Consider the following 24,087-nt stretch of genomic DNA (forward strand, 5'->3'; position numbering starts at 1 on the left):
CGCCGGCCGGGGCAAGATAGAAGCAATACAGGAGAACACCATGTCGGACAACCAGGAAGACCAGGACCACATCGACGACGATTGGGGCGCGGCGATCGCCGAGCAGGCCGCGGCCGAAGCCGCGGCGCTCGAGCGCCAGCAACAGCAGGCGACCGCCCCGGCCGCGGCTGCCGCCGTGTTCAAGGATTTTTCGAACAAGGGCGCGCGCAACGAGACGCCGAACGACATCGACTTCATCCTCGACATCCCGGTGCAATTGACGGTGGAACTGGGCCGCACCAAGATCGCCATCAAGAACCTGCTGCAGCTGGCGCAGGGCTCGGTGGTCGAGCTGGACGGCCTGGCCGGCGAGCCGATGGACGTGCTGGTCAACGGCTGCCTGATCGCCCAGGGCGAGGTGGTGGTCGTGAATGACAAGTTCGGGATCCGACTCACTGATATCATCACGCCATCTGAACGGATTCGCAAACTGAATAAATGACCCCGCGCCGCGCCCTTGCCCCTGATTTCCTCCCTGCCGTGGGGTGGACGGCGACGCCGTCCACCCCACGGGCGCTTGCGGCGGCCTTGCTGTTCGCTCCGCTCGTCGCCTTCGCCCAGCAAGCCGCGACGACCGACACCTCGACCGCGCCTGCCCCGGCCGCCCACGAGAATTCCGAAACGCCACGCCGTCCCGGCGAAACCACCACCGGCCGCCCACCTGCGCCGGCCGTGCCGGCCCCGGCGACCACACCCACCGCGAAAGCCCCGCCGACCGCCCCGCTGCCGGGCGACGGCGCCGTAGCCGCCGACACCAACCCGCCGGTCGCCACCGCGCCCGTGTCGCCGACATCCACCGCGCCGTTGAGCGAAGCGCCGCGGGTGTCGATGCCGGCCTCGATGCCCACCTCGTCCACCGCCAGTCCCGGCGCCGGCGGCCTGCTCAAGACCATCCTGGCCCTGATGCTGGTGCTCGGCCTGCTGGCCGGCCTGGCCTGGGTAATGAAGCGCTACGGCCCCAAGATGAGCGGCGGTAGCGCCAACCTGCGCGTGGTCGGCGCCCTGAACCTGGGCGGACGCGAACGCATCATGGTGGTCGAAGTCGGCGACCAGTGGATCGTGGTCGGCGCCGCGCCGGGCCGCGTCAACGCCCTGCACACCATGCCACGCCAGGAAGCGGACCTGACGCCGGCTGCCGCGCACGGCACCATCCCGGCGAATAACTTCTCCGACTGGCTCAAGAAGACGATCGACAAACGCAATGCGAGCTAAATATTTCCTGTTGGCCGGCGCACTGGCCCTGCCGCTGATCGCGGCAGCCCAGCCCGGCATCCCGGCATTCCAGAGCAGCCCGGGGCCGGGCGGCGGCACGTCATACTCGCTGCCGGTCCAGACCCTGCTGCTGCTGACCTCCCTCACCTTCCTGCCGGCCGCACTGCTGATGATGACGGCGTTCACCCGCATCATCATCGTGCTGTCTCTGCTGCGCCAGGCGCTGGGCACGCAAACCGCGCCGCCGAACCAGGTGATGGTGGGGCTGGCGCTGTTCCTGACCTTCTTCGTGATGGGGCCGACGTTCGACCGCATCTACAGCGAGGCCTATCTGCCGCTGCAGCGCAACGAGATCCAGATGACCGATGCGATGAACCGGGGCGCGGTGCCGCTCAAGGAATTCATGGTCAAGCAGACGCGCCAGTCCGACCTGGCGCTGTTCGTCAAGATCTCGCGTTCCGAAGCGCTGCAAGGCCCCGAAGACATTCCGCTGCGGGTGCTGATCCCGGCCTTCGTCACCAGCGAACTCAAGACGGCGTTCCAGATCGGCTTCGCGATCTTCATACCGTTCCTGATCATCGACATGGTGGTGGCGTCGGTGCTGATGGCGATGGGTATGATGATGATGTCTCCCGCCGTCATTGCCCTGCCGTTCAAGCTGATGCTGTTCGTGCTGGTCGACGGCTGGCAGTTACTGCTGGGCTCGCTGTCCCAGAGTTTCTACTGAGGACGCGGCCATGACACCCGAAAGCGTGATGACGATGGGCCGCACGGCCATGGAAGTGACCCTGATGATCTCGGCGCCGCTGCTGCTGGTGGCGCTGATCATCGGCCTGATCATCAGCATCTTCCAGGCCGCGACCCAGATCAACGAGGCGACCCTGTCCTTCATTCCGAAACTGGTCGGCGTGTTCGTCGCCCTGGTGGTGGCCGGACCGTGGATGCTGTCGGTGATGCTCGATTATATGCGGCAGGTGTTCACCGGGATTCCGGGGTTGATCGGGTAAGGCCGGCGTGCTGACGCTGACTTCGGTCGAGATCAACGCCTGGATCGCAGCGCTGCTGTGGCCGCTGTCGCGCATCCTGGGGCTGATCGCCGCCGCACCGCTGTTCGGCAACGCCGCCGTGCCGCTGCGCGTCAAGGTCTTGCTGGGCGTGTTCCTGGCGCTGGTGATCGCGCCGCTGGTGCCGGCGGTGCCGGCCGTCGATCCGACCTCGTGGGCGGGCCTGCTCATCCTGGTCAAGGAAATGATCATCGGGCTGGCGATGGGCTTCGCCATGCGCCTCGTGTTCGCCGCCGTCGAGTACGCGGGCGAGGTGGCCAGCCAGACCATGGGCCTGGGTTTCGCCATGTTCTTCGATCCCAGCACGCGCGGACGCTCGTCGGCCATCAGCCAGTTCATGGCCCTGGTCGCGACCATGGCCTTCCTGGCCGTGAACGGCCACCTGGTGCTGCTCGAGGCGCTGGCCGAGAGTTTCATCACCATGCCGATCACCGAGACGCCGTTTTCCTCCAACGCGGCGCTGGAACTGGCGCGCTGGGGCGGGCGGATCTTCTCGGCCGGGCTGCAGATCGCGATGCCGATCATCGCCGCCCTCCTGATCACGCAAGTCGCCCTGGGCATCCTGACGCGCGCCGCGCCGCAGCTGAACATCTTCGGCATCGGCTTCCCGATCACGCTCGGCGTGGGCTTCCTGACCCTGAGCCTGGCCTTGCCCTACCTCAGCGCACCGATCGTCAACCTGTTCAACCAGGGCATCGAGACGACCCGTTCGCTGCCGCGGGCAGGTAATCCGCAGCCGGGCACACCGGCCGCGGCGCCTGCCCAGCCGACGCCGGTGGTGCCTGCGTCTGGATGATTACAGGAAACAAGGTTAAAATGAGAATAATTCTCATTCATCCTGTGTCATATGCCCGACTCCTCGCATCGCCGCCGCCTGATCGGCGCCGCCGCCGTCACCACTCTGGCCGGCCTCGCCACCCCGCTGGCGCGCGCCGCCGAGGGATGGCAAACCGCCACCCTGCCGCTGGCCCGGCAATATGACCTGAAGTCCGCCATCACCGGCCAGCACTACCGCATCTTCATCGCCGTGCCATCCGGTCCGGCGCCCGCCGCCGGGCATCCGGTGCTGTATGCGCTGGACGGCAATGCAACCTTCCCAACCCTGGCGCTGATGGGCCGCACGGCGGGCGTGCGCAGCAGTGTGACCGGCCAGACGCCGCCCGTCATCGTCGGCATCGGCTATGCCGGCGACCAGCCCTGGAACAGCGCGCGCGGCCGCGACTACACGCCGCCGACCGGCGCTGCGGGACCGGCGACCGAAGGCGGCGCCGACCTCTTCCTCGACTTCATCGAGAAAGAACTCAAGCCGCTGGTGGCGACGCTGGCGCCGCTCAACCCGGCGCGCCAGGCCTTGCATGGGCACTCCTACGGCGGCCTGTGCACGCTGCACGCGCTGTTCACCCGTCCCGCCATGTTCCAGACCTATCTCGCGGCCAGCCCATCGATCTGGTATGGCGAACGCGCGGTATTGTCCGGCATGGACGGATTCGCCAAACGTGTTGCCGCGCTGTCCTCGAAGCCCTCGCTGATGCTGACCGTGGGCGAGCTGGAACAGCCGGCGGCGAATGGCGCCGTGCTGGAAGGCCGCCAGGCGATCGCGGCCAAGCGGCGCATGGTCGACGAGGCGCGCGAGCTCGCCGGGCGGCTGCAGGCGGAGCAGACGCTGGCGCGGGTCCAGTTCCACCTGCTGGCCCACGAAAACCATGGCTCGGCGATGTTCCCGGCCATGGCGCGCGGGTTGGAGTTCTTCCTGGGTTAGCTCGCCGGTGCGCGGTAACGCATCGCGACGTCGCAGCGCGCATAGCGCGCGCCATAATCCGCCATGATGCCGGCGTCGTGCTCGAAGCCCAGCTTCTCGTACAGGTGGATGGCGGCGGCGCACTTGGCGTTGCTGAGCAGGTAGAGCGGCTCGGCCCCCAGATGCATGGCACGCGCGATCATTGCCTCCAGCAGGAACTCGCCGGCCTTCAGGCCGCGCGCACTTTCGCGCACGCCCATCTTGGTCAGCTCGAAACTGCGCTCGCCCGTCTTTTGCAAGGCGCAGGTGCCGACGATGCCCAGTCCGTGCGCTTCCACGAACAGGATCACGCCGCCAGGGTCGACGATCCTGGCGCGCGGGTTTTCCAGCACCTCCCTATCAGTCGCCTCGAGCTTGAACATGGCATTGATCCACTCGGCGTTGATGTCGTGGAAGTGGTGCGCGAGCTTGTCGCTGAACTCGTGGATCGTAAGGCCCGACATCTGTATTCTCCATAACCCGATATGGAACAGTGTAAATTCGCGGCAAAAGAATCGTCAACGCTTCGCCTGGTCAGTTCAGCGCGCCAGTGACGGATAGGTAAACGCCAAAAAGTGCACCGCGTTGAGGGCGAAGTGCGCCAGGATCGCCCCTTCCACCCGTTTCGACAGCAGGTAGGCCGCCGCATAGTGCAGCCCCGCGATCGTGGCCAGCAGCGCCAGCAGGCTCCCGCCGCCCAGGTGCGCCAGGCCGAACAGGATCGACGTCACGAGCGTGGCGACGAGCACGCCGCCGCGCCAGCCGCGCATGGCATGGGCCATCTTCTCGAGCAGGAAGCCGCGGAAGAACGCTTCCTCCGCCACGCAGGTAATCAACAGGTTGGAGGCGAGGAACCAGGCCGACCAGGGCGTCCATTTGACATCCAGCCGGATCTGCCCCAGCAGCCAACCCAGTCCCAGCACGACCACCAGCACTGACGCCACCACCGGCGCGATCCGGCGCAGCATCTCCCGCCATTCGGCCGCGCTGCCGATGCGTTCACAGAACACGCCGACCAGCACGATGCCCACGACCGCCTTGTCGAAGTTGGCCCACAGCGCGAAAGGGGCGCCGTCGCCGGAAAACCGGATGCCGTCGGCCAGCAGCGGATTATGGAAGCCTGGCGCCTTGTGCAGCGCCAGCGCCAGGGCGGCGACCGTGGTCAGCACCAGCAGCAGCGCCCGCACATGCTTGCCCCGCGCCTCGCGCGCGCCCCAGGCCAGCGCGGCAAAGACCGCGATCGACAGCGGTGCGCGCCAGTCGAGTATGCCGCCATGCAGGCCGGCGAGTATCGCCAGCACCAGGCCGCCGCACCAGGGCCAGGCGCGGTTGCCGCGAATGGCGGGCAGCGGCGCCCACAGGGACAGGACAGTCAGGGCCAGCAGGCCGAAAGTGAGCAGGACGTGGATGGCAATGGTCATGGGACGTGATTATATTCCGGACAAAATTGCAATTAAGAACTTTGTACTTACGCCATGAGGTAGACGGTAGATGCCTGAAAATCCAACTTTTCGGCCGTAATGCTACTTAGCCAACAAACAAAAGCGCACGGCAGGGGTAGCCTGAACATCCCAGGGCGTAGCGCCTCCACCAAGCCATGCATGTGGCCGCTATCGACATGAAAACATCAAGACCTCTCAAGATCGTCGGTTGGATCCTGCTCGGAATCACGGTCATCGTGATCCTGTTCTTCCTCCTGTTCGACTGGAATATGTTGCGGCCGTATATCAACCGCAAGGTGTCGGAGACCACCGGCCGTGAATTCGCGATCCGGGGCGACCTGGACGTGAAGTTCCAGCGTGGACTGGACAGCGAACGCGGCTGGCGGCGCTACGTGCCGCGGCCATTCATCAGCGCCAACGACGTCACCATGAGCAACCCGACCTGGAGCACCGTCGGCCCGCAGATGGCCACTGCCCAGCGCGTCGAGATGGGCCTGCACGTGCTGCCGCTGCTGCGCAAGGACGTCGTCATCACCGAGCTGCGCCTGGCGGGGCCGGACATCGCCGTGCAGCGCCTCGAGGACGGCCGCAATTCCTGGACCTTCAAGGACAACGGTCCGTCGCAATGGAAGGTCGACATCCAGCGCCTGTCCTTCAATAGCGGCAAGCTGCGCTACCAGGACGAGCCGCTTCGCCTGGACCTTCGTCTGGATGCACGCTCGATCGACGGCCAGCAGACCGCGCCGGCCGAGGGCGTGCCGCCGTATGGCCTGGCATTCACGCTGTCCGGCACCTACAACAAGGCGAAGATCGTTGGCGGCGGCAAGGCCGGCGCCGTGCTGTCGCTGACCGGCGAAGACATCACCTTCCCGATCGAGGCCAAGGCCAGCGCCGGTGAAAACAAGCTCGGCCTGCGCGGCGTGGTGCGCGATCCGCGCTCGCCCTCCGGCTTCGCCCTCAAGATGGAACTGGCCGGCGCCAGCATGGCCGACCTGTACGGGCTGACCGGCGTGCTGCTGCCCGAAACGCCGCCCTACTCCACGCGCGGCGAGCTGCTGGGCAAGAAGGACGGCGAATTCTGGACGTTCACCTATAAAGATTTCACCGGCAAGGTCGGCGCCAGCGACCTGGCCGGCACCCTCACCTTTGCCCAGCGCAAGCCGCGTCCCTTCCTGAGCGGCACCCTGACCTCGAAACAGTTGCGCCTGGCCGACCTGGGTCCGACCATTGGCGCCGATACCGGCGCCGGCACCAAGGAAGCCGGACGCGTCAAGGCGCCGCCGAGCGGCAAGGCCTTGCCGGTCGAGGGGTTCAATACCGAGAAATGGGGCGCGCTGGATGCCGACGTCAAGTTCTCCGGCAAGCGCATCGTGCGCACCCACGACATTCCGCTGGAAGACCTCGAGGCCACCATCCGCATGAAGGACAAGGTGCTCACGCTCACCCCGCTCAGCTTCGGCATGGCTGGCGGGCGCATCACGTCGAACATTCGACTCGACGGCAACGGCAAGACCCTGGACGCCGGGGCGCGCCTGGCGGCGCGCGGTCTCAAGATCCGCGAACTGTTCCCCAAGCTGCAATCGATGCAGGCCAGCTTCGGTGAGGTCAACGGTGATGGCGTGCTGGCCGGCAAGGGTAATTCGGTGGCCGCCATGCTCGGCACCTCGCACGGCGAGATCAATGCCGTCGTCACCGAAGGCTCGGTCAGCCAGTTCATGCTCGAACTGGCCGGCCTGAACGTGGCCAACGCCATCTTCGTGAAGATCTTCGGCGACAAGCAGATGACGCTCAACTGCGTGGCGGCCCAGACCACGGTGCGCAACGGCCGCGCCAACATCGACCGCTTCGTGCTCGACAGCGAGGACGCGGTAGTCAACATGTCGGGCTACGTCGACCTGGCCAGCGAACGCCTGGACCTGGACGTGCGACCCAAGACCAAGGGCGCGCGCGTACTGTCGCTGCGTACGCCGCTGTATGCGCGCGGCACTTTCACCGAGCCTAAGGTCGGGCCGCAGGCGGGGCCACTGGCGCTGAAGGCGGGCGCCGCCGTGGCCCTGGCCGCCGTGAATCCCCTGGCTGCCCTGCTGCCGCTGGTTAACATCGACAAGGCGCCGGACACCAACTGCGGCGCCGAGATCAAGGAAGCGACCAAGCCGCCGAAAGTGAATGCGAAGACGCCGCCGAAGCCGGTGGCGGCGCGCTAATCAGATGACGTTGAACAGCGACAGCCCCGACATCGTCTTGAACGACATCTGCGCCGCCTGCAAGGTCAACTGCTGCTGCGAGAAGTCCGAGATCGCCTTGACGGTGTCCAGTCCCTGCAGGTCGTCCAGCGTGCTCGCATACTGGATGTCGAGGTCCATGCCGGCGCTGTCGAGGTAGTCGAGCTCGTTCATGTGGGCGCCGACCGAGGCCTGCACCGTCAGCACGTTGTCGTGGGCGTTCTTGAGGTTGTCGATCGCCGAGTTCAGCTGGTTGGTCAGGGCCGCCTTGCCGGTGGAGCCGTCGGTGGGCGAGCGCAGCGTCTTGATCAGGTCGGTCACGGTGGTGAACACCGATTGCTTCTGGCTCGGCTCGACGCTGAACTTGTCGCCGGCGGCCGGCACGCCCTTGATGTCCATCGCCATGCCGCCGAAGGAAATCTGCTGGCCTTCCTTGTAGGGCAGGTCCTGCTGGTCGGGCAGGACGGTGCGCGGATCGTTGCTGGTGTTGTACACCGAATACGTCGGCACCGGCGGCGTGTCCGCGCTCATGCCGAACTCGATCTCGTACTTCGTGTTGTCCAGGCCCGGGCGGTTGACCACCGAGCCCGACGAGATGATCGCTGCGCCCTTGTTGGTGGCGTCGGCCTTGGTCGTGAACACGCCGTTGCCGGTCGGGATGGATTCGAACACGGTGCTGCCGGAGGCCGACAGCGGCACCTTGCGCGAGTCGCTCACCTGCAGCTGGCGCACGCCCGAGTCGCCCTGGTAGGCGGCGCCGTTCGCCGTCGCCGTGAACGGCTGGGTGGTGGTCTTGAAGCCCGAGAACAGGTAGCCGCCCACGCCGTCGGAGGTATTGGCCACGCCCAGCAGGTCGGTCAGGCGTCCTTCGAGTTCGGTCGCCAGCTTCTCGCGGTCGGCTGGCAGCATGATGCCGTTGCCGGCCTCCACCGCCAGCTCCTGGATTTCCTGGAGCAGGTCGCCGGCATTCTGGAGCGCCGATTCCACGTGGGCCATCGACGACTTCGCACTGCTGCGGTTGGTCGCGAACTGGGCGTTGATGTTCTGCGACTGGGTCACCTCGAGCGCGCGCGCCGACGCCACCGGATCGTCGGCCGGGGTCAGCAGGCGGCGGTCGGTCGACAGCTGCATCTGCGTGCGCGCGAGCGCCGACTGCAGGTTGTTGAGCTGGTTGGTCGAGGTGTTGTAGAAACTCTGGGTACTGATGCGCATGATTGTCTTTCGCGTGGGCCCGGGCGTTAGCGGCTGATCGACAGCAGCGAGTCGAAGATCGTGCCGGCGATCTGCATCACCTTGCTGGCCGCCTGGTAGGCCTGCTGGTACTTGATCAGGTTGGTGGCTTCCTCGTCCAGGTTGACGCCCGAGACGTCGGCCTGCGCGCCCTGGGCCTGCGCCAGCTGGGCATTGCCGGCCGCGGCGTTGATCTGGACTTCGCGCGTCTTGTTGCCGACTTCGCTCACCATCTGGGCGTATGACGACTGCAGGGTGGCGGTGCCGCCGTTGAAGATGTTCTTGGTCTGCAGCTCGCCCAGCGCCGCGATATTGCGGGTGTCGCCGACGCCGCTGCTGTTGTCGCTGATGGTGAACCGGTCGCCGCCGCCCGGCGCGCCGGTCATGGTCACGCTGATGCCGCCGAAGCTGTAGGTGGCGCCGTTCTCGAATTCGACGGGGCCGGTGATTTCGGTCTTGTTGCCCTTGGCGTCCACCTTGTAGATGGTCTCGCCGGCCGGGAAACCGGTCAGCGTGTCGGGCGTGGCAGGCGCGGGAGGCGCGGCGGGCGTGCCCTTGTTGAAGGTGAGCGTGATCGGCAGCGCCGGCGGCGTGTCCAGGAAGTCGTTGTCGACCTTGGTCTCGGAGATCTTGCCGGTGCCGGTGTTGGTCGGCAGGTCGCCACCGAGGATCGGCGCCGCGGCTGCGATCTGCGACACGTCGTTGATCAACACCTTGAAATCGGACGCGCCATTGATGGTCGGACGCACCAGGAAGGTATCGCCCTGGCGTGGACGTTCCGAGAACGAGAGTTCGACGCCGTTCACGACCAGCGTGGCATTGCCGTCGGCATCCGGCGCGATCGAACCGACCGCTTGCCGGCCCGGCAGGCTGACCACATGGTATTCGCCGTCGTTGAACTTGACCTCGTAGTCGTTGTCGCTCAGCTTGCTTGGATCGACGATCTTGGCCGTCACGGCGGCGGCGGGATCCGCGGCGGTGCCCTTGGCGTTATTGATGCTGGCGCCGACAAATCCCGGCGCGATACTGAAGAAGGGCTTGCCCGGCTGGCCATTCTGGTCCAGGCCCAGCTCGTGCTGCTGGTTGAATTCGAAGGCCAGGCCGACCGCGATCTTGCCCAGCTGGCTCTGGGCCTTGTCCAGGGTCGTGCTGCGGAAATCGAGCGCACCGCCCAGCTTGCCACCCGGAAGGGCTCCGTCCGGCAGCACCGACACCTTGCCGCCCACCAGGTAGCCTACTTCGAGGCGGCTCAGGTCGGTTGGTGAAGCCATGGCTGCCAGCTGGAAGGAATCCTGGCCCACCACCAGCGGCTGGCCATTGCCGATCGACACGGTCAGGCTGTTGTTGTCGCCTGGCCGGGCGTCGGCCTTGACGTATTTGTTCAGTTCCAGCACCAGCTGGTCGCGCTGGTCCAGCAGGTCGTTCGGCGGACGCTGATCCGACGAAGCGTAGTTGCCGATCTGGTCATTGAGCTTGGCGATCTGCTTGGCATAGGTGTTGATCGCGGTGACGCTCGACTCGATCTCGGAATTGACGCCTTCGCGGATCTGGCCGAGGCGCGCATCGAGGTCGTTCAGGCGCGTGGCCAGCGTCTCGGCGCTCGACAGCATCGCCTGGCGCGACGGCACCGAGGCGCGGTTGGCCGCCATGTCCTGGATGCCCTTGAAGAAGCCCTGGGTCGCCGGGGTCAGGCCCGAGGTGGTGTCGGCCAGCAGATTGTCGATCTGCTTGATCTGCGAATAATACGATTCCAGGCCGCTCGTGCCGGCCTGGGCGGTGCGTACCTGGGTATTGAGGAAGTCGTCGCTGTAGCGCTTGATCTGCGAGATCTGAGTGCCGGTGCCCATGAAGCCGACGCCGGTGTTCAGGGCCGCCGCGGTCGCCTGCACCACCACCTGGCGGCTATAGCCGGCCACATTGGCGTTGGTGATGTTGTGGCCGGTCGTGGACAGGGCCGCCTGTGCTGCGTACAGACCTGTTTTACCGATGGCGAGAAGGCTACTCATGATTATTTTCTCTCTTTAACAAGTCCGTCTACGGCAGTTTTGGGAAAAACTTGACGGTGATTTGTAAGGACATTTTTCTGGGCCAGGTCTTCAGGCCAGCGAGTTCTTGATCAATCGGGTCAGCTTGGCCGCGTAATTCGGGTCGGTCGCGTAGCCGGCGCGCTGCAGGCCCTTGGCGAACGATTCGGCATCGCCACCGCTGGCGACGACTTTTTCGTAACGCGGATTGTTCGTGATCAGCCTGGCGTAGTCGCGGAAGGAATCGGCCGGCGTATCGTAGGCGCGGAATTTCTCGACCCGGGTTTGCGGCTTGCCGTTCACGTATTCGGTGGTTACGGCAGTGGCAACCTTGCCTTTCCAGCCAGGGCCGGCCTTGATGCCGAACAGGTTGTTGCTGCTGGTGCCGTCGGTATTCTTGATCATGCGCTTGCCCCAGCCGGTCTCGAGCGCGGCCTGGCCCAGCATGAACTTGGCCGGCACGCCGGTGGTCTGCTCGGCCGCATGGGCGTGCTCGTGCATCTTTTCCTGGAAGGCGCGCACGTGCGGCGCCTGCACCCGGCCACTCTCGGTGGTGGCGGCCAGCGGCGGCGCCTTGCTGGCGACCTGGGTACCGGCGCTGTTCTGGTACATGGCGGCGGCGTTCATCGCGGTCGGCAGGCCCTTCATGCCAGGCGCGGTGGCACCGGCAGCCGAACCGGCACTTACACCGTCGGCGCCGATCGCCAGCGCCTGCTGCCCCATCTGCTGCGAGCTCAGCTGACGCACCAGCACGTCGGCCAGGCCGACGCCGCGCTTGGCCAGGTTCTGGCTGGTCTGCTGGTCGAGCATGGTGGTGAAGGTCTTGGTCTGCTGGTTGTCCATCAGGCCTTCCTGCGGCGTGGCGTCGCGCATGCTCTTCATCATCATATTGATGAACATCGCTTCGAACTGGGTCGCCGCTTCCTTCATGGCGGCCGGCGAGCCGTCCTTCGCGCTCTGCCGCAAGCCATTGAGGCTGTTGGTGTCGAGCGCGAGTTTGGCGGTCTGGTCGGCGGAAGTGGTCGAAGCGATCATGCGTGGCTCGGCAGGTTGGATTGAGATGCGATCAGATGATTTCGAGTTCGGCGCGCAGCGAACCGGACGCCTTCAGCGCCTGCAGGATGGCCAGCAGGTCTTGCGGGGTGGCGCCGATCGAGTTCATCGCCTTCACCACTTCGGCCAGCGAGGCGCCGCCCTTCACGTTGAGCACCTGGCCCGGTTCCTTCCGGATCTCGACGCTCGGGTTCTGGGTCACGACGGTGGCGCCCAGGGTGCCCGGATTCGGCTGGCTCACCTGGGTGTCGTTGCCGATCGTGATCGACAGGTTGCCGTGCGAGATCGCGCAGTCGTCCAGCATCACGGCCTGGTTCATCACCACCGAACCGGTGCGCGCATTCATGATCACCTTGGCCGAGGCCAGCGGCTGCTTGACGTCGATCTGTTCCAGCTGGCCCAGGAAGGCCACGCGCTGGTCGCTCGACGATGGGGTGCGCACGCGCACCACGCGGCCATCCAGGGCGGTGGCGACGCCAGGACCGAACTGGTCGTTGACGGCCTCCACGACGCGCGCCGCGGTGGCGAAATCGGTCTCTTTCAGTTCCAGGCGGATCTGGTTGTCCGCGCCGAGGTTCGAGGCCACCGCGCGCTCGACGGTCGCACCGGCCGAGATGCGGCCCACCGACAGGTGGTTGACCTGCACCTGCGCGCCGCCGCCCGGGGCTTGCGCGCCGACGCCGCCGACCACCAGGCTGCCCTGGGCCATCGCATACACCTGGCCATCGGCGCCATGCAGCGGCGCCATCAGCAGCGTACCGCCGCGCAGGCTCTTCGCGTTGCCGATCGACGACACGGTGATGTCCAGGGTCTGGCCCGGCTGGGCGAAGGCCGGCAGCGAGGTGGTGACCATGACGGCCGCCACGTTCTTCAGCTGCAGCTGGACGCCGGGCGGCAGGTTGACGCCCTTCTGCTGCAGCATCGCCTTGATCGACTGCACGGTGAACGGGGTTTGCGTGGTCTGGTCGCCGGTGCCGTCCAGGCCCACGACGATGCCGTAGCCGGACAACTGATTCTGGCGCACGCCGGCGATGGTCGCCAGGTCCTTCAGGCGCTCGGCCTGGGCCAGGGGCGCCGCAGTCAGCCCAACCCCGATGAGGGCGGCGGCCAGCAGCATGAAGGAGGAAATTTTACGCATGGGATTCTCTAACAATCAGAACGGCAGCATCGACAGGAAGAAACGCGACAGCATCGAGGTCACCTCGGCGCGGTCGAGACGGCTGTTGGTGCGGTATTCGACCCGCGCATCGGCGATCACGGCCGACGAGACCGTGTTGCCGGCCTGGATGGTGTCCGGGCTGACCATGCCCGAGAAACGGATGAACTCGGTGCCCTTGTTCATCGCGACCTGCTTTTCACCGGCCACGATCAGGTTACCGTTAGGCAGCACTTCGGTGACGGTCACGCCGATGGTGCCGCTGAAGTTGTTCGAGGCGCTCTGGTTGTCGCCGTCGGCATACTTGGTGCCCGACTCCAGGTCGACGCCGGCGCCAATCACGCCAGCGATCACGCCAGGCGCCGTGAAGCTGGCGCTGCCGGTCTTGTTGCCCGAGCTGGCGCCGGTCTTGGTCGCGGTGGTGCGCTCGCTGATGTTGACGGTCAGCAGATCGCCGATATGGCGTGCGCGGCGGTCTTCGAACATCGGGCGGTAGCTGTTGACGTTGAAGATCGCGCCGTCGGAGGCCGGCGCGCTGTCGACCAGCATCGGACGGGCGCTGGTCGGGCCTTGCACGATGGTGGTCGGCGCGGTATTGCAACCGGCAAGCAGCACCACGGCTGCGAGGAAAGACAGGGACAGGGTTTTCATGAGCACGGGATTAGAGCTGCGACAGTTTCTGGAGCATCTGGTCGGACGTCGTGATCGCCTTGCTGTTGATCTCGTAGGCGCGCTGGGTCTGGATCATGGCGACCATCTCTTCGACCACATTGACGTTCGACGCTTCGACGTAACCTTGCATCAGGTTGCCGGCGCCATTGGTGCCAGGCACGTTCAGGTTCGGCGCGCCGGAGGCGGTGGTTTCGACGTACAGGTTCTCGCCGCGCGACTCGAGGCCGGCGGGATTGATGAAGGTGGCCAGCTGCAGGGCGCCGATCTGGGTCAGCGCGGCTTCGCCGGCGATCTTGACCGACACGGTGCCGTCGCGGCCGACGCTGATCGATTCGGCGTTCACCGGCACGGTGATGGCGGGCTGGACCACGAAGCCGCTCGACGTGACGAGCTGGCCGTTCTGGTCTTTCTGGAAGGAGCCGTCGCGGGTATATGCCTGGGTGCCGTCCGGCATCAGGACCGGGAAGTAGCCGGGACCGTTGACCATGACGTCCTTGTCATTGCCGGTCAGCTGGGGATTGCCCTGGGTGTGGATGCGCTCGGTAGCGACGGTGCGCACACCGGTACCGATCTGCAGGCCCGATGGCAGGTTCGTCTGCTGCGACGACTGGGCGCCTGGCTGGCGCACGTTCTGGTACAGCAAGTCCTCGAACACGGCGCGCGACTTCTTGAAGCCGTTGGTGCTGACGTTGGCGAGGTTGTTCGAAATGACGTCCAGATTGGTCTGCTGGGCTTCCAGACCGGTCTTGGCGATATACAGCGAACGAATCATGGCATTCTCCTATTGGTGGCAGGCGAACACCGCCACGCACAATAGAATTATGCCGGGGCAACTATCAATTCAAAGCGAGGATCTGGGTCGCTTTTGCGGCGTTATTCTCGGCGTTCTTCAACAGGCTCATTTGCGTGTCGAACGACCTGGCCAGGGAAATCATGTCGACCATGCAATCGACCGGATTGACGTTGCTGCCCTCGAGCGCGCCGCCCGCCACCCGCACATTGGGGTCGGGCTGGGCGTTGCCGCCATCCTTCAGGCGAAACAATCCATCGTCGCCGCGCACCAGGTCGCCTTCAGGCGGATTGACCAGCTTCAGGCGCCCCAGCACGGCCGGTGCGGCCGGCGAATCGACGTTGGAGATGGTCGAGACGGTGCCGTCGCCGCCGACCGTCACGGTGCCGTCGGGAGGAATCGTGATCGGACCGCCCTCGCCGGCGATGGTCTGGCCGGATGCCGTGGTCAGCACGCCGTTCGGGCTCATCTGCAGCGAACCGTTGCGGGTGTACGCCTCGGTGCCGTCCGGCATCTGCACCGCCAGCCAGCCCTGCCCTTTCACCGCCACGTCCAGGTCGCGGCCCGTGACCTGCAGCGCGCCCGACGAAAAGTCGTTGCCGGCGGTCGAGTCGACCACGAAGGCGCGCGTCGGCAGGCCCGGGCCCTGCACCGGCGCGGCGCGGAACACGTCCATCTGGGCCCGGAAGCCGGTGGTGCTGACGTTGGCCAGGTTGTTCGAGGTCGTGGCCTGCTGCTCGAGGATGTGCTTGGCGCCGGAGGCGGCGGTGTAGATCAGGCGGTCCATGGTCGGTCCTTATTGTCTTGCGGCGATTAACGCAGGTTCACCAGCGTCTGCAGCACCGAATCCTGCGTCTTGATGGTCTGCGAGTTGGCCTGGTACACGCGCTGCGCAGTGATCATGTTGACCAGCTCGGCGGTCAGGTCGACGCTCGAGGCTTCGACCGAGCCCGACTGCATCACGCCCATGCCGCCGGTGCCGGCGGTGCCGATCAGCGCGGTGCCGGAGGCGGACGATTCGGCCCAGGCATTATTGCCCAGCGACTCCAGCCCGTTCGGGTTGGTGAAGTTGGCAAGCACAACCTGGCCCAGCGGCTTGGTCTGGCCATTGCTGTACTGGCCCAGGATGGTGCCGTCGGCGCCGGTGGTGAAGCGCTGCAGGGCGCCCGGCTTGTAGCCATCCTGGTCCAGGCGTTTTTCGCTGGTCGGGCCGCCGTACTGGGTGCTGTTGGCGAAGTCGAAGGTGACCGGGATCTGCAGCTCGGCGCCGGTGGACGGCACCACCGGCAGGTTGGTCGAGAACTTGCCGTTGAAACCAGGCGAGGTGCCGCTGGTCGCCATGTTCAGGGCGCCATTGGTGTCGAAATTGAGGGTGCCGAGCTTGGCCGCAGGCACTTTCAGCGCCTTCAGGATGGCAGCATCGACCTGCTCCGGCGTCGTGCCCGGCACGGCGGCGGCGGCGTTGGCGGCGGCGGCGATGGCGGCCTGGTCGTCCGCGCTCATCGTGGTGCCGGCGGCCGTGTAGGCGGCGAGCGCCTTGGTCAGCACGGCGCCGGAGGCGGCGGTCGCATATGCAGTAAGCGCGGCGCCCTTGCCGGCCGCGGCCGCGGTGTCCCATGCCGTGCGCGCGGCCACCGTCGGAGCATCGGTCAGCGTGACGCCGGCGGTTTCGAGCGCGGTTTTCTCGGTGCCGCCCATGCTGGTGTAGACATCCCAGGTGCCGGCTTCGGTCTTCACGTAATACAGTTGCAGGGTGTGCGGGTTGCCCAGCGTGTCATACGAGGACATGGCGCTCTGCTTGTTGTACGAGAATGGATCGTCCGCATTGAACGGCTTGTTCTTCGGCGGTTCGACGCGCGAGTCGAGCTGGATCTCGGCAAAGATGTTCTCGGTGACCTTCGGTGGCTGGTCCGAGGTGTCGATCCTGATCGGCACCGGCGCGCCGGCGGCCAGCTGGCCGTTCGGGCCCAGGCCATAACCAGTCAGTTTTGCGCCCTGTGCATTGACGATGAAGCCCTGCTTGTCGAGCGAGAACTGGCCATTGCGCGAATACTGCACCACGCCGGCCTGTTCGATACGGAAGAAGCCGGCGCCGTTGATGGCGATGTCGAGCGGATTGCCCGAGGTTTCGATATTACCCTGGTTGAACTGCTGGGCGACGGCTGCCACTTTCACGCCGATACCGGCCGAAATGCCGCCGGCGCCGTTGAGCGCATTGGCGTAGACGTCGGCGAACTGGGTGGTCGAGCCCTTGAAGCCGACCGTGCTGGCGTTGGCGATATTGTTGCCGATGACGTCAAGCGATTTAGCTGCAGCATTCAAGCCGCTCAAGCCTTGTTGGAAAGACATGGTAGTACTCCTGAATAAGGGTAGAGAGTAAGCAGCTCGGCTTACATGACTTGTTTGATATCGGCCAGGGTGACGGCACCCTTGCCAGGCAGGTTCAACTTGACGCCGTCCTTGCCACCGGTGGTGACGCTGGCGACGCTGTCGAAAGACAGCGTCTTGACGTCCTTGAGCGTCTCGCCGCCGCGGCTGGCGACGACGCGGAAGGTGTAGGCGCCGTCGGGCAGCGCGATCGGCTTGCCGTCGGCGTCGACCTTGGCCGGGTCAGGCACGCCGTCCCAGGCGATCGGCAGGATGCCGGCTTCCTGTTCGCCCAGCTCGATCGAGGCGACGTCCTTGCCGGTCTTGGAGTCGACGATGGTGATCTGCACCTTGTCGGCCGGGGTTTCCAGTTCCAGGCCCAGGATCGCCTGGCTCTTGTGCAGCAGGATGTCCTTGCCTTCGACCAGGACGCCGTTGCCGATCAGTTGGGTCGCCTGCAGCGCTTCGGTCGACTGGTAGCTGGTCTTGAGCGACTCCAGGGTCGTGTTGAGCTTGTTCACGCCGGTCACGGTCTGCAACTGGGCCAGCTGGCTGGTCATCTGCGCGTTGTCCATTGGGCTGAGCGGATCCTGGTTCTTGAGCTGGGTTACCAGCATGGTCATGAACTTGTCGGTGTCGGCCTGGACGCTGTCGGTCTCGGTCTTGGCCTTGGCGTTCATTGCTGTCTGCAGGTCGGCGATATTCGCGGTCGGGCTCTGGGTGCTGATCGGGCTGGTCATGGTAAGTAGAAGTTTATTGTCCGATGGTCAGGGTCTTGAGCAGCATGGTCTTGGCTGCGTTCATGGTTTCGACGTTGGTCTGGTAGGAGCGCGAGGCCGACAGCATGTTCACCATCTCGTCGACCACGTTCACGTTGGGCATCGACACATAGCCCTTGTCGTCGGCCATCGGATGCTTGGGATCGTAGACCTGCTTGAGCGGCGAGGGGTCTTCGACCACTTCGCGCACCCGCACGCCGGTCGCGCCCGAGGCGGTCGGCACCGACTCGAACACGACCGCCTTGGCGCGGTAGGCCTCGCCGGTGGGCGACGTGGCGCTGTCGGCGTTGGCCAGGTTGCTGGCGGTGGTGTTCAGGCGCTGGGCCTGGGCGCTCATCGCCGAGCCCGACACATTGAAGATATTAAATAGCGACATGGTCAATCAGCTCCTTATTGGCTCTGCAGCGCCGTCATCAGGCCCTTGAGCTGGCTGTTGATCATCATGACCCCGGCCTCGTAGCGCAGCGCGTTGTCGGCGAACTGGTTGCGCTCGACGTCCATGTCGACGGTATTGCCGTCGACGCTGCCCTGCACCACGCCGCGATACAGCACCGGCGTGCCATTGGCCAGGGTGTCGCCGGTGGCGGCGCCGCGCGGCATATGGTTGCTGCTGGTAGTGTTCATCGCGCCCGCGCTCTTGCCGCCCGCCATCGCATTCTGCAAGGCGCTGGCGAAGTCGATGTCGCGTGCCTTGTAGTTGGGCGTGTCGGCGTTGGCGATGTTCGACGCCAGCAGTTCCTGGCGCTGCGAGCGCAGGGACAGTGCGGTTTCATTGAAACGCAGGTAGTTGTCGAGATTGCCGATCATGCTGCCTCCGATGGTGGCTTGTTGGGACAGAAGCGATGATACGGACCCGGCTTGCCGGCCAATCGACGGATAAGGAGGTGGAAATGCCCCGCTATTCAATGTTTCGCTACGGAATCATTGGACCTAAGATTGCAGCATTCCCGATGTTCCTTCAACTGGAATCACTATGAAACAGCAATTTGTCGCGTTTTCGCTGCTGGCCCTGCTGGTCGGCGCCGTCCAGGCGCAACAGACGCCCGCCGCCGCACGCCAGAAGGCGGAAAGCCTGCGCGCGGTCGCCGAGCAGTTCCTCAAGACCCAGAGCGCCGGCCTGCCGGGCCAGGTGACGGTGAAGGTGGGCGGCGTCGACCCGCGCCTCTCCCTGCCGGCCTGCCCGGCGCCGGAAGCCTTCCTGCAACCGGGCGCCCGTCCCTGGGGCAAGACCACGGTGGGCGTGCGCTGCAGCGCCCCGGCCTGGTCGCTCTACCTGCAGGCGCAGGTGAGCGTGGTGGCGGACTACGTCGCCGCCGCCGTGCCCCTGGCCCAGGGCCAGCCGCTCGATGCGAGCCAGCTGGTGCTGGTGAAGGCCGACATCGCCGCCATGCCGAACGGCATCATCACCGACGTGGCGCAGGCGATCGGCCGCACCCCGACCATCTCGCTGCCGGCCGGCACCGCGTTGCGCGCCGACACCCTGCGCAGCCAGCAGGTGATCAAGCAGGGCCAGGCGGTACGGCTGGTATCGCGCGGTTCGAACTTCTCGGTATCGAGCGAAGCCAAGGCGATCAACAACGCCAGCGACGGCCAGGTGGTGCAGGTGCGCACCCAGTCCGGCACCGTCGTCAGCGGCCTGGCGCGCAACGGCGGGATGGTGGAAATAGTGCTGTAAAGAAATTGTGATTTTGACGCATCGATTTCGTGATTGATCGCTAAAGTTTGTAAAGGCGCAGCCGTTACAACAAGCAGATCCCGGAGCTTGTAGCTTCGAACCGAGAAGGATGATGCTGTGAAAATCAACGATACGCTCAAGGGCAACCCTGGCCTCCAGCCGGCGGCCACGCAGACGAATACCGCGCGTGGCGCCGACAAGGCCGCAACGACGGCGCCAACGACCCAGGCGCAGACCGACAGCGTGCGGCTGTCCTCGCAAGGCCAGGCCATGGCCAATGCGGTGGGCGGCGGCGCGCAGGTGTTCGACGCGAAGAAGGTCGAACGCATCAAGATGGCCATCGCCGATGGCCAGTTCCAAGTCAACTCCGAGAAAGTGGCGGACGGCTTGCTAGAAACCGTACGCGACTTGCTCCATTCAAGACAACGCTAAACCATGACTCCGAGCCCGACCCAGACTATTGCCGCAGAACACCAGCACCTCGATGCCCTCGTGGCATTGATGAAACAGGAACAGCAATCCCTGGTCGCGCTCGACGCCGACGAGTTGTCCAGCCTGACTACGCAAAAGAACGCGCTGCTGGCCAGCCTGTCGGGCCTGTCGCAACAGCGCCACGCGGCGCTGCAGGCAGCAGGATGCGAGGGATCGGAAGCGGGCATGGAGCCATGGCTGGCCGCCAGCGACGATGGCGGCGTGCGGGAACAATGGGAACGCATGCTGCACGTGGCCCGCGAAGCCAAGGAACTGAACCGCGTCAACGGCATGCTGATCAGCAAGCAGCTGGCGCACAACCAGGGCGTACTCAACGCCCTGCGCACCCCAACCAACGCGCCGACCGGCGCGATCTATGGCGCCAGCGGCCAGACCGTGGGGCTGGGGGTGTCGAAGCGGTATGTTGTTGGCTGAAGAGTCACGATAAACATTCCTGCCGGCAAAACATTAGCGGCATAATGCTGCATCATCCGTAACACGGAACCGTAGCACGTCGTTCCCGCGCAGGCGGGAACCTAAGCTTGCCGGCGTTTCGATGACGCAAAAAACTTGGGTTCCCGCCTGCGCGGGAACGACGGGCTGCCGCTAACTGTCAATATTCTTTGCTATCTGAGCGGCCCGATCCATAGGCTGTTTCCCATGCTCGCCACCCAGCAGATCTTCCTGATCGCCGCCCTGCTCTGCTTTCTCGTCTTCCTGGCCCTGCTGGCGGCCGGGTCGGAGAACGTGCGGGGCATGCGTGCGATGCTGGCGTCCACCGTGCTGGGGCTGGTAGGCAATCTGCTGTACGCCTTCGGCCTTGAACTACCGCCGCCACTGACCTATGAAGTAGCCAATATGGCCTATGCCGGCGCCGGCGCCGCGCTGGCGGCCGGCTACCGCCAGCTGGCCGGCCTGCCGGCCCGCATCAAGCCGCTGGTCCTGCTGGTCGGGGCGGTCGGCCTGCTGATCGCGCTATTCCATTACTATTTCTACTCCTTCGCCGCGCGCAGCGCCGTGGCCTCGCTGTTCCAGGCCGCCGTCTGCGCCGACATCGCGCGCAGCGTGCTGGTGCGCCGCGGCGCCAGCCCGGCGCAGCCCTTTGCGGGACGACCGGAGCAGCAGGCGCCGGCCACCCTGCACAAGGTGCAGCGCTTCGTGCTGCTCATGTGCAGCCTGGTCGTGGCCGGCCACACCGTGCGCATGGCCTGGCTGCTGCTGGCGGCCGAGCCGCCGGGCTCGCTGCTGCAGCCAAGCACCGTCAGCCTGGCGATCCTGACCGCCGCCGCGCTGGCGCTGCCCGCACTGACCCTGGGCGGCCTGCTGACCATGCACCGCTACATCCTGCAGCAGGCCGAGTACATCGCCAACCACGACCACCTGACCGGCGCCTGGTCGCGCAAGGCCTTCTTCGATATCGCCGAGCGCGAGCTGGCGCGCAGCCGGCGCAACGGCCAGCCGCTGGCCCTGATGCTGATCGACCTCGACCATTTCAAGGTCATCAACGACAGCGGCGGCCACGAAGCCGGCGACGTCGCCCTGCAACTGGTGGCCGAACGCGCCCGCGCCTCGCTGCGCGCGGCCGACTGCATGGCGCGCCTGGGCGGCGACGAGTTCGCGGTGCTGCTGCCTGAAACCACCCTGGCCGAGGCCTGCACGGTGGGCGAAAAGCTGCAGGACGGGCTGCGCCAGCTGGCCGCCACCCTGCAGCGCCACGCCGGACAATGCCCGCTGACCCTGAGCATCGGTGTGACCGTGACCCAGGCCGAAGAGCCATTCAAGGCGACCCTGGCGCGCGCCGACGCCGCGCTGTACGCGGCCAAGTCGGCCGGCCGCGACAAGGTGATCGCGCTGGCGCCGCAACTGCAGCCGGCGCGTGCTCGCCAGGTCGGCTAGGACCGCCCGACCGCACGATCAAGCAGCTTGAACGGAAAGTCCTACGCACAGGCGCTCTGCCCTCCTATTGGGAATGATGGCCGGTGCACCAAGATGTTCATTTTGTCAGCTGTGCCAAGGAGAACATCATGGAAGATAAGAAACCGAAGGACATTCAGCAGGATAATCCGGGCCAGGGCCTGCGCCAAGGCCGCGCCGATTCCTATGCGGGCTTCGTGACCGACGACCAGGACGGCACGTCGAGCATCGGCTCGGGCAAGCAGCAGTCCGGCGTCAACAGCAACTTCGCCAAGGCTTCGCCCGAAAGCAATGTCGGCCCAGCCGGCGCGGCGCAGAGCAGCCACGGCAATGCGTCCGGACCGATCCCAGGCGGCGTGCTGGGCAAGTCGGAAGATGGACAGAGCAGCCAGTCGGCGATCGGCGGCGCGGCCACCGGCGGCTCGCCGGGCACCCATCTCGACCACGCGGCGCAGGATTATGTGGGGAGGGCCGGCAATGACAAGATCAGTGAGCGGCTGGCAGATGGGGCCGAGAGCTCGGGGACGCCGGGGGATGGGCCGAGGTAGGGTTGTTGGCAGGCGCAATTGCAGCTGGCTTCCATTCTGCCAGCGGCCTCTGAACGTCGTTCCCGCGGAGGCGGGAACCTAAGCATGCTCGCGCTGACGATGTATTTGAACAGATCGACTGCGCAACGAACTTAGGTTCCCGCCTTCGCGGGAACGACGTGGTGGTGGGAATTTCGGCTAATGTGTTAACGCCGAGGTGCTGCGAATTCGGCCAATGTGTTCAGTGTCGTAATTACGCACCAAACAGCAATACATTCGTACAAATGTTTATAATGATGGCTTCCACTATTCATCGGCCAGCATGCCGCCCGAACCCTCTTCGCACGATGTGCGCTCCGCCTTTCGGCGGGAATTCGTTTCTCCTCATCTCTGGCGCACCCGAATCGTCGTGGTCAGCATGGCTGCCATCGCCGGCCTGGTCGTGGTTGCCTTCACCTGGCTCGCCGAATCCGCCTTTGGACAATTCCAGCAACTAAATGACCTGGCATGGTGGGCGCCCCTGATATGGACGCCGCTGTGCTGCGCCGCCATCGTCTGGGTGACGCGCCGGTACGTGCGCGGCGCCGGTGGCTCCGGCATCCCGCAAGTGATGGCGGCGCTCGATCCGGCGCTATCGGGCGGTCGCCGGCCCCTCCTCGTGTCGCTCAAGCTGAGCCTTGCCAAGATCGGCCTGACCTCGGCCGGCCTGCTGGGCGGCTTGTCGCTGGGGCGCGAAGGCCCGTCGGTGCAGATCGCGGCCGGCGTGATGCTGTCGGCCCGGCGCTGGTTGCCACGGCGCAGCGGCATCAGCGCGCACTCCTTATTAGTGGCGGGCGGCGCCGCCGGCATCGCCGCCGCCTTCAACACCCCGCTGGCGGGCATCATGTTCGCGATCGAAGAGCTGTCGCGCACACCCGAGCAGCGCAATAGCGGCCTGATCGTGGCGGGCATCGTGCTGGCCGGCCTGATCGCCGTCTCCGTTCACGGCAACGGCCCCCACTTCGGCGTGATCCACCCCGGTCCGATCGGCCTGTCGCTGCTGTGGCCGGGACTGCTGGCCGCCGTGGTCTGCGGCTTCGCCGGCGGCCTGTTCGCGCGCGTACTGCTGGCCAGCCTGCGCGGCGCGTCGCCCGACCTGCCCAGCCGCTGGCGCGCCCGCTATCCGGTACGCTTCGCCCTCGGCTGCGGCCTGGCGGTGGCCATCATCGGCATCGTCAGCGGCGGCGCCACCTATGGCAGCGGCAACGAAGCCACCCGTGGCCTGCTCGAAAACGAGGCCAGCGTGCCGGTCGCATTCGCCCTGTTCAAGTTCGCCGCCACCTGGCTGACCGCCTGGTCGGGCGTGCCGGCCGGGATTTTCGCGCCATCGCTGTCGATCGGCGCCGCCCTGGGCCACGACATCGCCGTGCTGACCGGCTATCCGCATGCGCCGGCACTGATCGCACTGGGGATGGTCGGCTTTCTTGCTGCCGCGACCCAGGCGCCGTTGACGGCATTCATCATCGTCATGGAAATGGTCGATGGACACAGTATGGTGCTGAGCCTGATGGCTTGTGCGGTTGTGGCGAGTACCGTGTCGCGGGTGCTCAGCCCGCCACTGTATGGGGCATTGGCAGCGATTCAACTGCCGCCCAGGCCGGTGCGCGAAGGGAACGGCGAACCCGACTGACAGG

26 protein-coding genes are annotated in these 24,087 nt (G+C 65.8%); 13 read left to right on the top strand and 13 right to left on the bottom strand.

Translation table 11 applies throughout. The annotated features are described in order from the left end of the window. The first annotated feature begins 40 nt into the window (after positions 1-40). Genes fliN through SOM61_RS21855 form a run of 6 tightly spaced genes read left to right on the top strand, consistent with a single transcriptional unit; the run spans position 41 to position 4,074 of the window. Entirely contained in the window at positions 41-481 is a 441-nt protein-coding gene (fliN, locus tag SOM61_RS21830) for a flagellar motor switch protein FliN (protein WP_123067746.1), read from the top strand. Further along, positions 478-1,251 carry a flagellar biosynthetic protein FliO gene (gene fliO / locus SOM61_RS21835; protein WP_320476027.1) on the top strand — a complete coding sequence of 258 codons (774 nt, stop codon included), beginning with the start codon at positions 478-480 and terminating at the stop codon, positions 1,249-1,251. Before fliN ends, fliO begins: the two co-directional genes overlap by 4 nt. Then, positions 1,241-1,978: a flagellar type III secretion system pore protein FliP gene (fliP, locus tag SOM61_RS21840; RefSeq protein ID WP_320476028.1), complete on the top strand. Its 738-nt coding sequence runs from the start codon at positions 1,241-1,243 to the stop codon at positions 1,976-1,978. The genes fliO and fliP overlap by 11 nt, the downstream gene beginning before the upstream one ends. A 10-nt stretch (positions 1,979-1,988) precedes the next feature. Then, entirely contained in the window at positions 1,989-2,258 is a 270-nt protein-coding gene (gene fliQ / locus SOM61_RS21845; RefSeq protein WP_005665867.1) for a flagellar biosynthesis protein FliQ, read from the top strand. Positions 2,259-2,265: 7 nt separating this feature from the next. Continuing rightward, a complete protein-coding gene (fliR, locus tag SOM61_RS21850; RefSeq protein ID WP_320476029.1) occupies positions 2,266-3,111 on the top strand; it encodes a flagellar biosynthetic protein FliR in 846 nt (281 codons plus the stop codon). A 51-nt stretch (positions 3,112-3,162) separates the two neighbouring features. Further along, positions 3,163-4,074, top strand: coding sequence for an alpha/beta hydrolase (locus SOM61_RS21855; protein WP_320476030.1), 912 nt, complete (start codon positions 3,163-3,165; stop codon positions 4,072-4,074). Here the strand turns inward: SOM61_RS21855 and SOM61_RS21860 are convergent. Both SOM61_RS21860 and SOM61_RS21865 read right to left on the bottom strand, forming a co-directional pair. Beyond that, on the bottom strand, positions 4,071-4,556 hold the full coding sequence (locus tag SOM61_RS21860; RefSeq protein WP_320476031.1) for a GNAT family N-acetyltransferase: 486 nt from the start codon (positions 4,554-4,556) through the stop codon (positions 4,071-4,073). The genes SOM61_RS21855 and SOM61_RS21860 overlap by 4 nt on opposite strands. 75 nt (positions 4,557-4,631) lie before the next feature. Continuing rightward, a complete protein-coding gene (locus SOM61_RS21865; protein WP_320476032.1) occupies positions 4,632-5,513 on the bottom strand; it encodes a CPBP family intramembrane glutamic endopeptidase in 882 nt (293 codons plus the stop codon). Between the two features lie 197 nt (positions 5,514-5,710). Here SOM61_RS21865 and SOM61_RS21870 point away from each other — a divergent pair, with 197 nt between their 5' ends. Further along, the gene (locus SOM61_RS21870) at positions 5,711-7,738 is read left to right on the top strand and encodes an AsmA family protein (protein WP_320476033.1); all 2,028 of its coding nucleotides are present in this window, start codon (positions 5,711-5,713) and stop codon (positions 7,736-7,738) included. Here the strand turns inward: SOM61_RS21870 and flgL are convergent, their stop codons facing one another. From flgL to flgB, 11 genes are all read right to left on the bottom strand, one after another. After that, entirely contained in the window at positions 7,739-8,968 is a 1,230-nt protein-coding gene (gene flgL, locus SOM61_RS21875) for a flagellar hook-associated protein FlgL (RefSeq protein ID WP_320476034.1), read from the bottom strand. 26 nt (positions 8,969-8,994) lie between these two features. Continuing rightward, positions 8,995-10,992 (bottom strand): flagellar hook-associated protein FlgK, encoded by a 1,998-nt coding sequence (flgK, locus tag SOM61_RS21880; protein WP_320476035.1) that lies wholly within the window; start codon positions 10,990-10,992, stop codon positions 8,995-8,997. A gap of 90 nt (positions 10,993-11,082) precedes the next feature. Beyond that, positions 11,083-12,045 (bottom strand): flagellar assembly peptidoglycan hydrolase FlgJ, encoded by a 963-nt coding sequence (gene flgJ / locus SOM61_RS21885; protein ID WP_320476036.1) that lies wholly within the window; start codon positions 12,043-12,045, stop codon positions 11,083-11,085. Positions 12,046-12,076: 31 nt separating this feature from the next. Further along, positions 12,077-13,201 carry a flagellar basal body P-ring protein FlgI gene (locus SOM61_RS21890; protein ID WP_320476037.1) on the bottom strand — a complete coding sequence of 375 codons (1,125 nt, stop codon included), beginning with the start codon at positions 13,199-13,201 and terminating at the stop codon, positions 12,077-12,079. A 15-nt stretch (positions 13,202-13,216) separates the two neighbouring features. Continuing rightward, positions 13,217-13,870, bottom strand: coding sequence for a flagellar basal body L-ring protein FlgH (locus SOM61_RS21895; RefSeq protein WP_320476038.1), 654 nt, complete (start codon positions 13,868-13,870; stop codon positions 13,217-13,219). A gap of 10 nt (positions 13,871-13,880) precedes the next feature. Next, positions 13,881-14,663: a flagellar basal-body rod protein FlgG gene (flgG, locus tag SOM61_RS21900; protein WP_320476039.1), complete on the bottom strand. Its 783-nt coding sequence runs from the start codon at positions 14,661-14,663 to the stop codon at positions 13,881-13,883. 64 nt (positions 14,664-14,727) lie between these two features. Then, positions 14,728-15,468 (bottom strand): flagellar basal-body rod protein FlgF, encoded by a 741-nt coding sequence (gene flgF / locus SOM61_RS21905; RefSeq protein ID WP_320476040.1) that lies wholly within the window; start codon positions 15,466-15,468, stop codon positions 14,728-14,730. Between the two features lie 26 nt (positions 15,469-15,494). Continuing rightward, the gene (locus SOM61_RS21910) at positions 15,495-17,030 is read right to left on the bottom strand and encodes a flagellar hook protein FlgE (protein WP_320476041.1); all 1,536 of its coding nucleotides are present in this window, start codon (positions 17,028-17,030) and stop codon (positions 15,495-15,497) included. Between the two features lie 41 nt (positions 17,031-17,071). Further along, a complete protein-coding gene (locus tag SOM61_RS21915; protein WP_320476042.1) occupies positions 17,072-17,788 on the bottom strand; it encodes a flagellar hook assembly protein FlgD in 717 nt (238 codons plus the stop codon). A 13-nt stretch (positions 17,789-17,801) separates the two neighbouring features. After that, on the bottom strand, positions 17,802-18,203 hold the full coding sequence (gene flgC / locus SOM61_RS21920; RefSeq protein ID WP_071361650.1) for a flagellar basal body rod protein FlgC: 402 nt from the start codon (positions 18,201-18,203) through the stop codon (positions 17,802-17,804). 14 nt (positions 18,204-18,217) lie between these two features. Further along, on the bottom strand, positions 18,218-18,634 hold the full coding sequence (gene flgB / locus SOM61_RS21925; protein WP_320476043.1) for a flagellar basal body rod protein FlgB: 417 nt from the start codon (positions 18,632-18,634) through the stop codon (positions 18,218-18,220). 166 nt (positions 18,635-18,800) lie between these two features. Here flgB and flgA point away from each other — a divergent pair, with 166 nt between their 5' ends. From flgA to SOM61_RS21955, 6 genes are all read left to right on the top strand, one after another. After that, the gene (gene flgA / locus SOM61_RS21930; protein ID WP_320476044.1) at positions 18,801-19,502 is read left to right on the top strand and encodes a flagellar basal body P-ring formation chaperone FlgA; all 702 of its coding nucleotides are present in this window, start codon (positions 18,801-18,803) and stop codon (positions 19,500-19,502) included. A 117-nt stretch (positions 19,503-19,619) separates the two neighbouring features. After that, positions 19,620-19,934, top strand: a complete 315-nt coding sequence (gene flgM / locus SOM61_RS21935; protein ID WP_147934366.1) for a flagellar biosynthesis anti-sigma factor FlgM — start codon at positions 19,620-19,622, stop codon at positions 19,932-19,934. Between the two features lie 3 nt (positions 19,935-19,937). Then, positions 19,938-20,408, top strand: a complete 471-nt coding sequence (locus SOM61_RS21940) for a flagella synthesis protein FlgN (protein WP_320476045.1) — start codon at positions 19,938-19,940, stop codon at positions 20,406-20,408. Positions 20,409-20,633: 225 nt separating this feature from the next. Then, the gene (locus SOM61_RS21945; RefSeq protein ID WP_320476046.1) at positions 20,634-21,869 is read left to right on the top strand and encodes a GGDEF domain-containing protein; all 1,236 of its coding nucleotides are present in this window, start codon (positions 20,634-20,636) and stop codon (positions 21,867-21,869) included. Positions 21,870-21,997: 128 nt separating this feature from the next. Then, on the top strand, positions 21,998-22,435 hold the full coding sequence (locus SOM61_RS21950; RefSeq protein ID WP_320476047.1) for a hypothetical protein: 438 nt from the start codon (positions 21,998-22,000) through the stop codon (positions 22,433-22,435). Between the two features lie 301 nt (positions 22,436-22,736). Continuing rightward, a complete protein-coding gene (locus tag SOM61_RS21955) occupies positions 22,737-24,083 on the top strand; it encodes a chloride channel protein (RefSeq protein ID WP_320476048.1) in 1,347 nt (448 codons plus the stop codon). The last annotated feature ends 4 nt before the right edge of the window (positions 24,084-24,087 follow it).

The sequence above is a fragment of the Massilia sp. CFBP9012 genome, from assembly GCF_034045115.1.
Classification (GTDB): Bacteria; Pseudomonadota; Gammaproteobacteria; order Burkholderiales; family Burkholderiaceae_D; genus Telluria.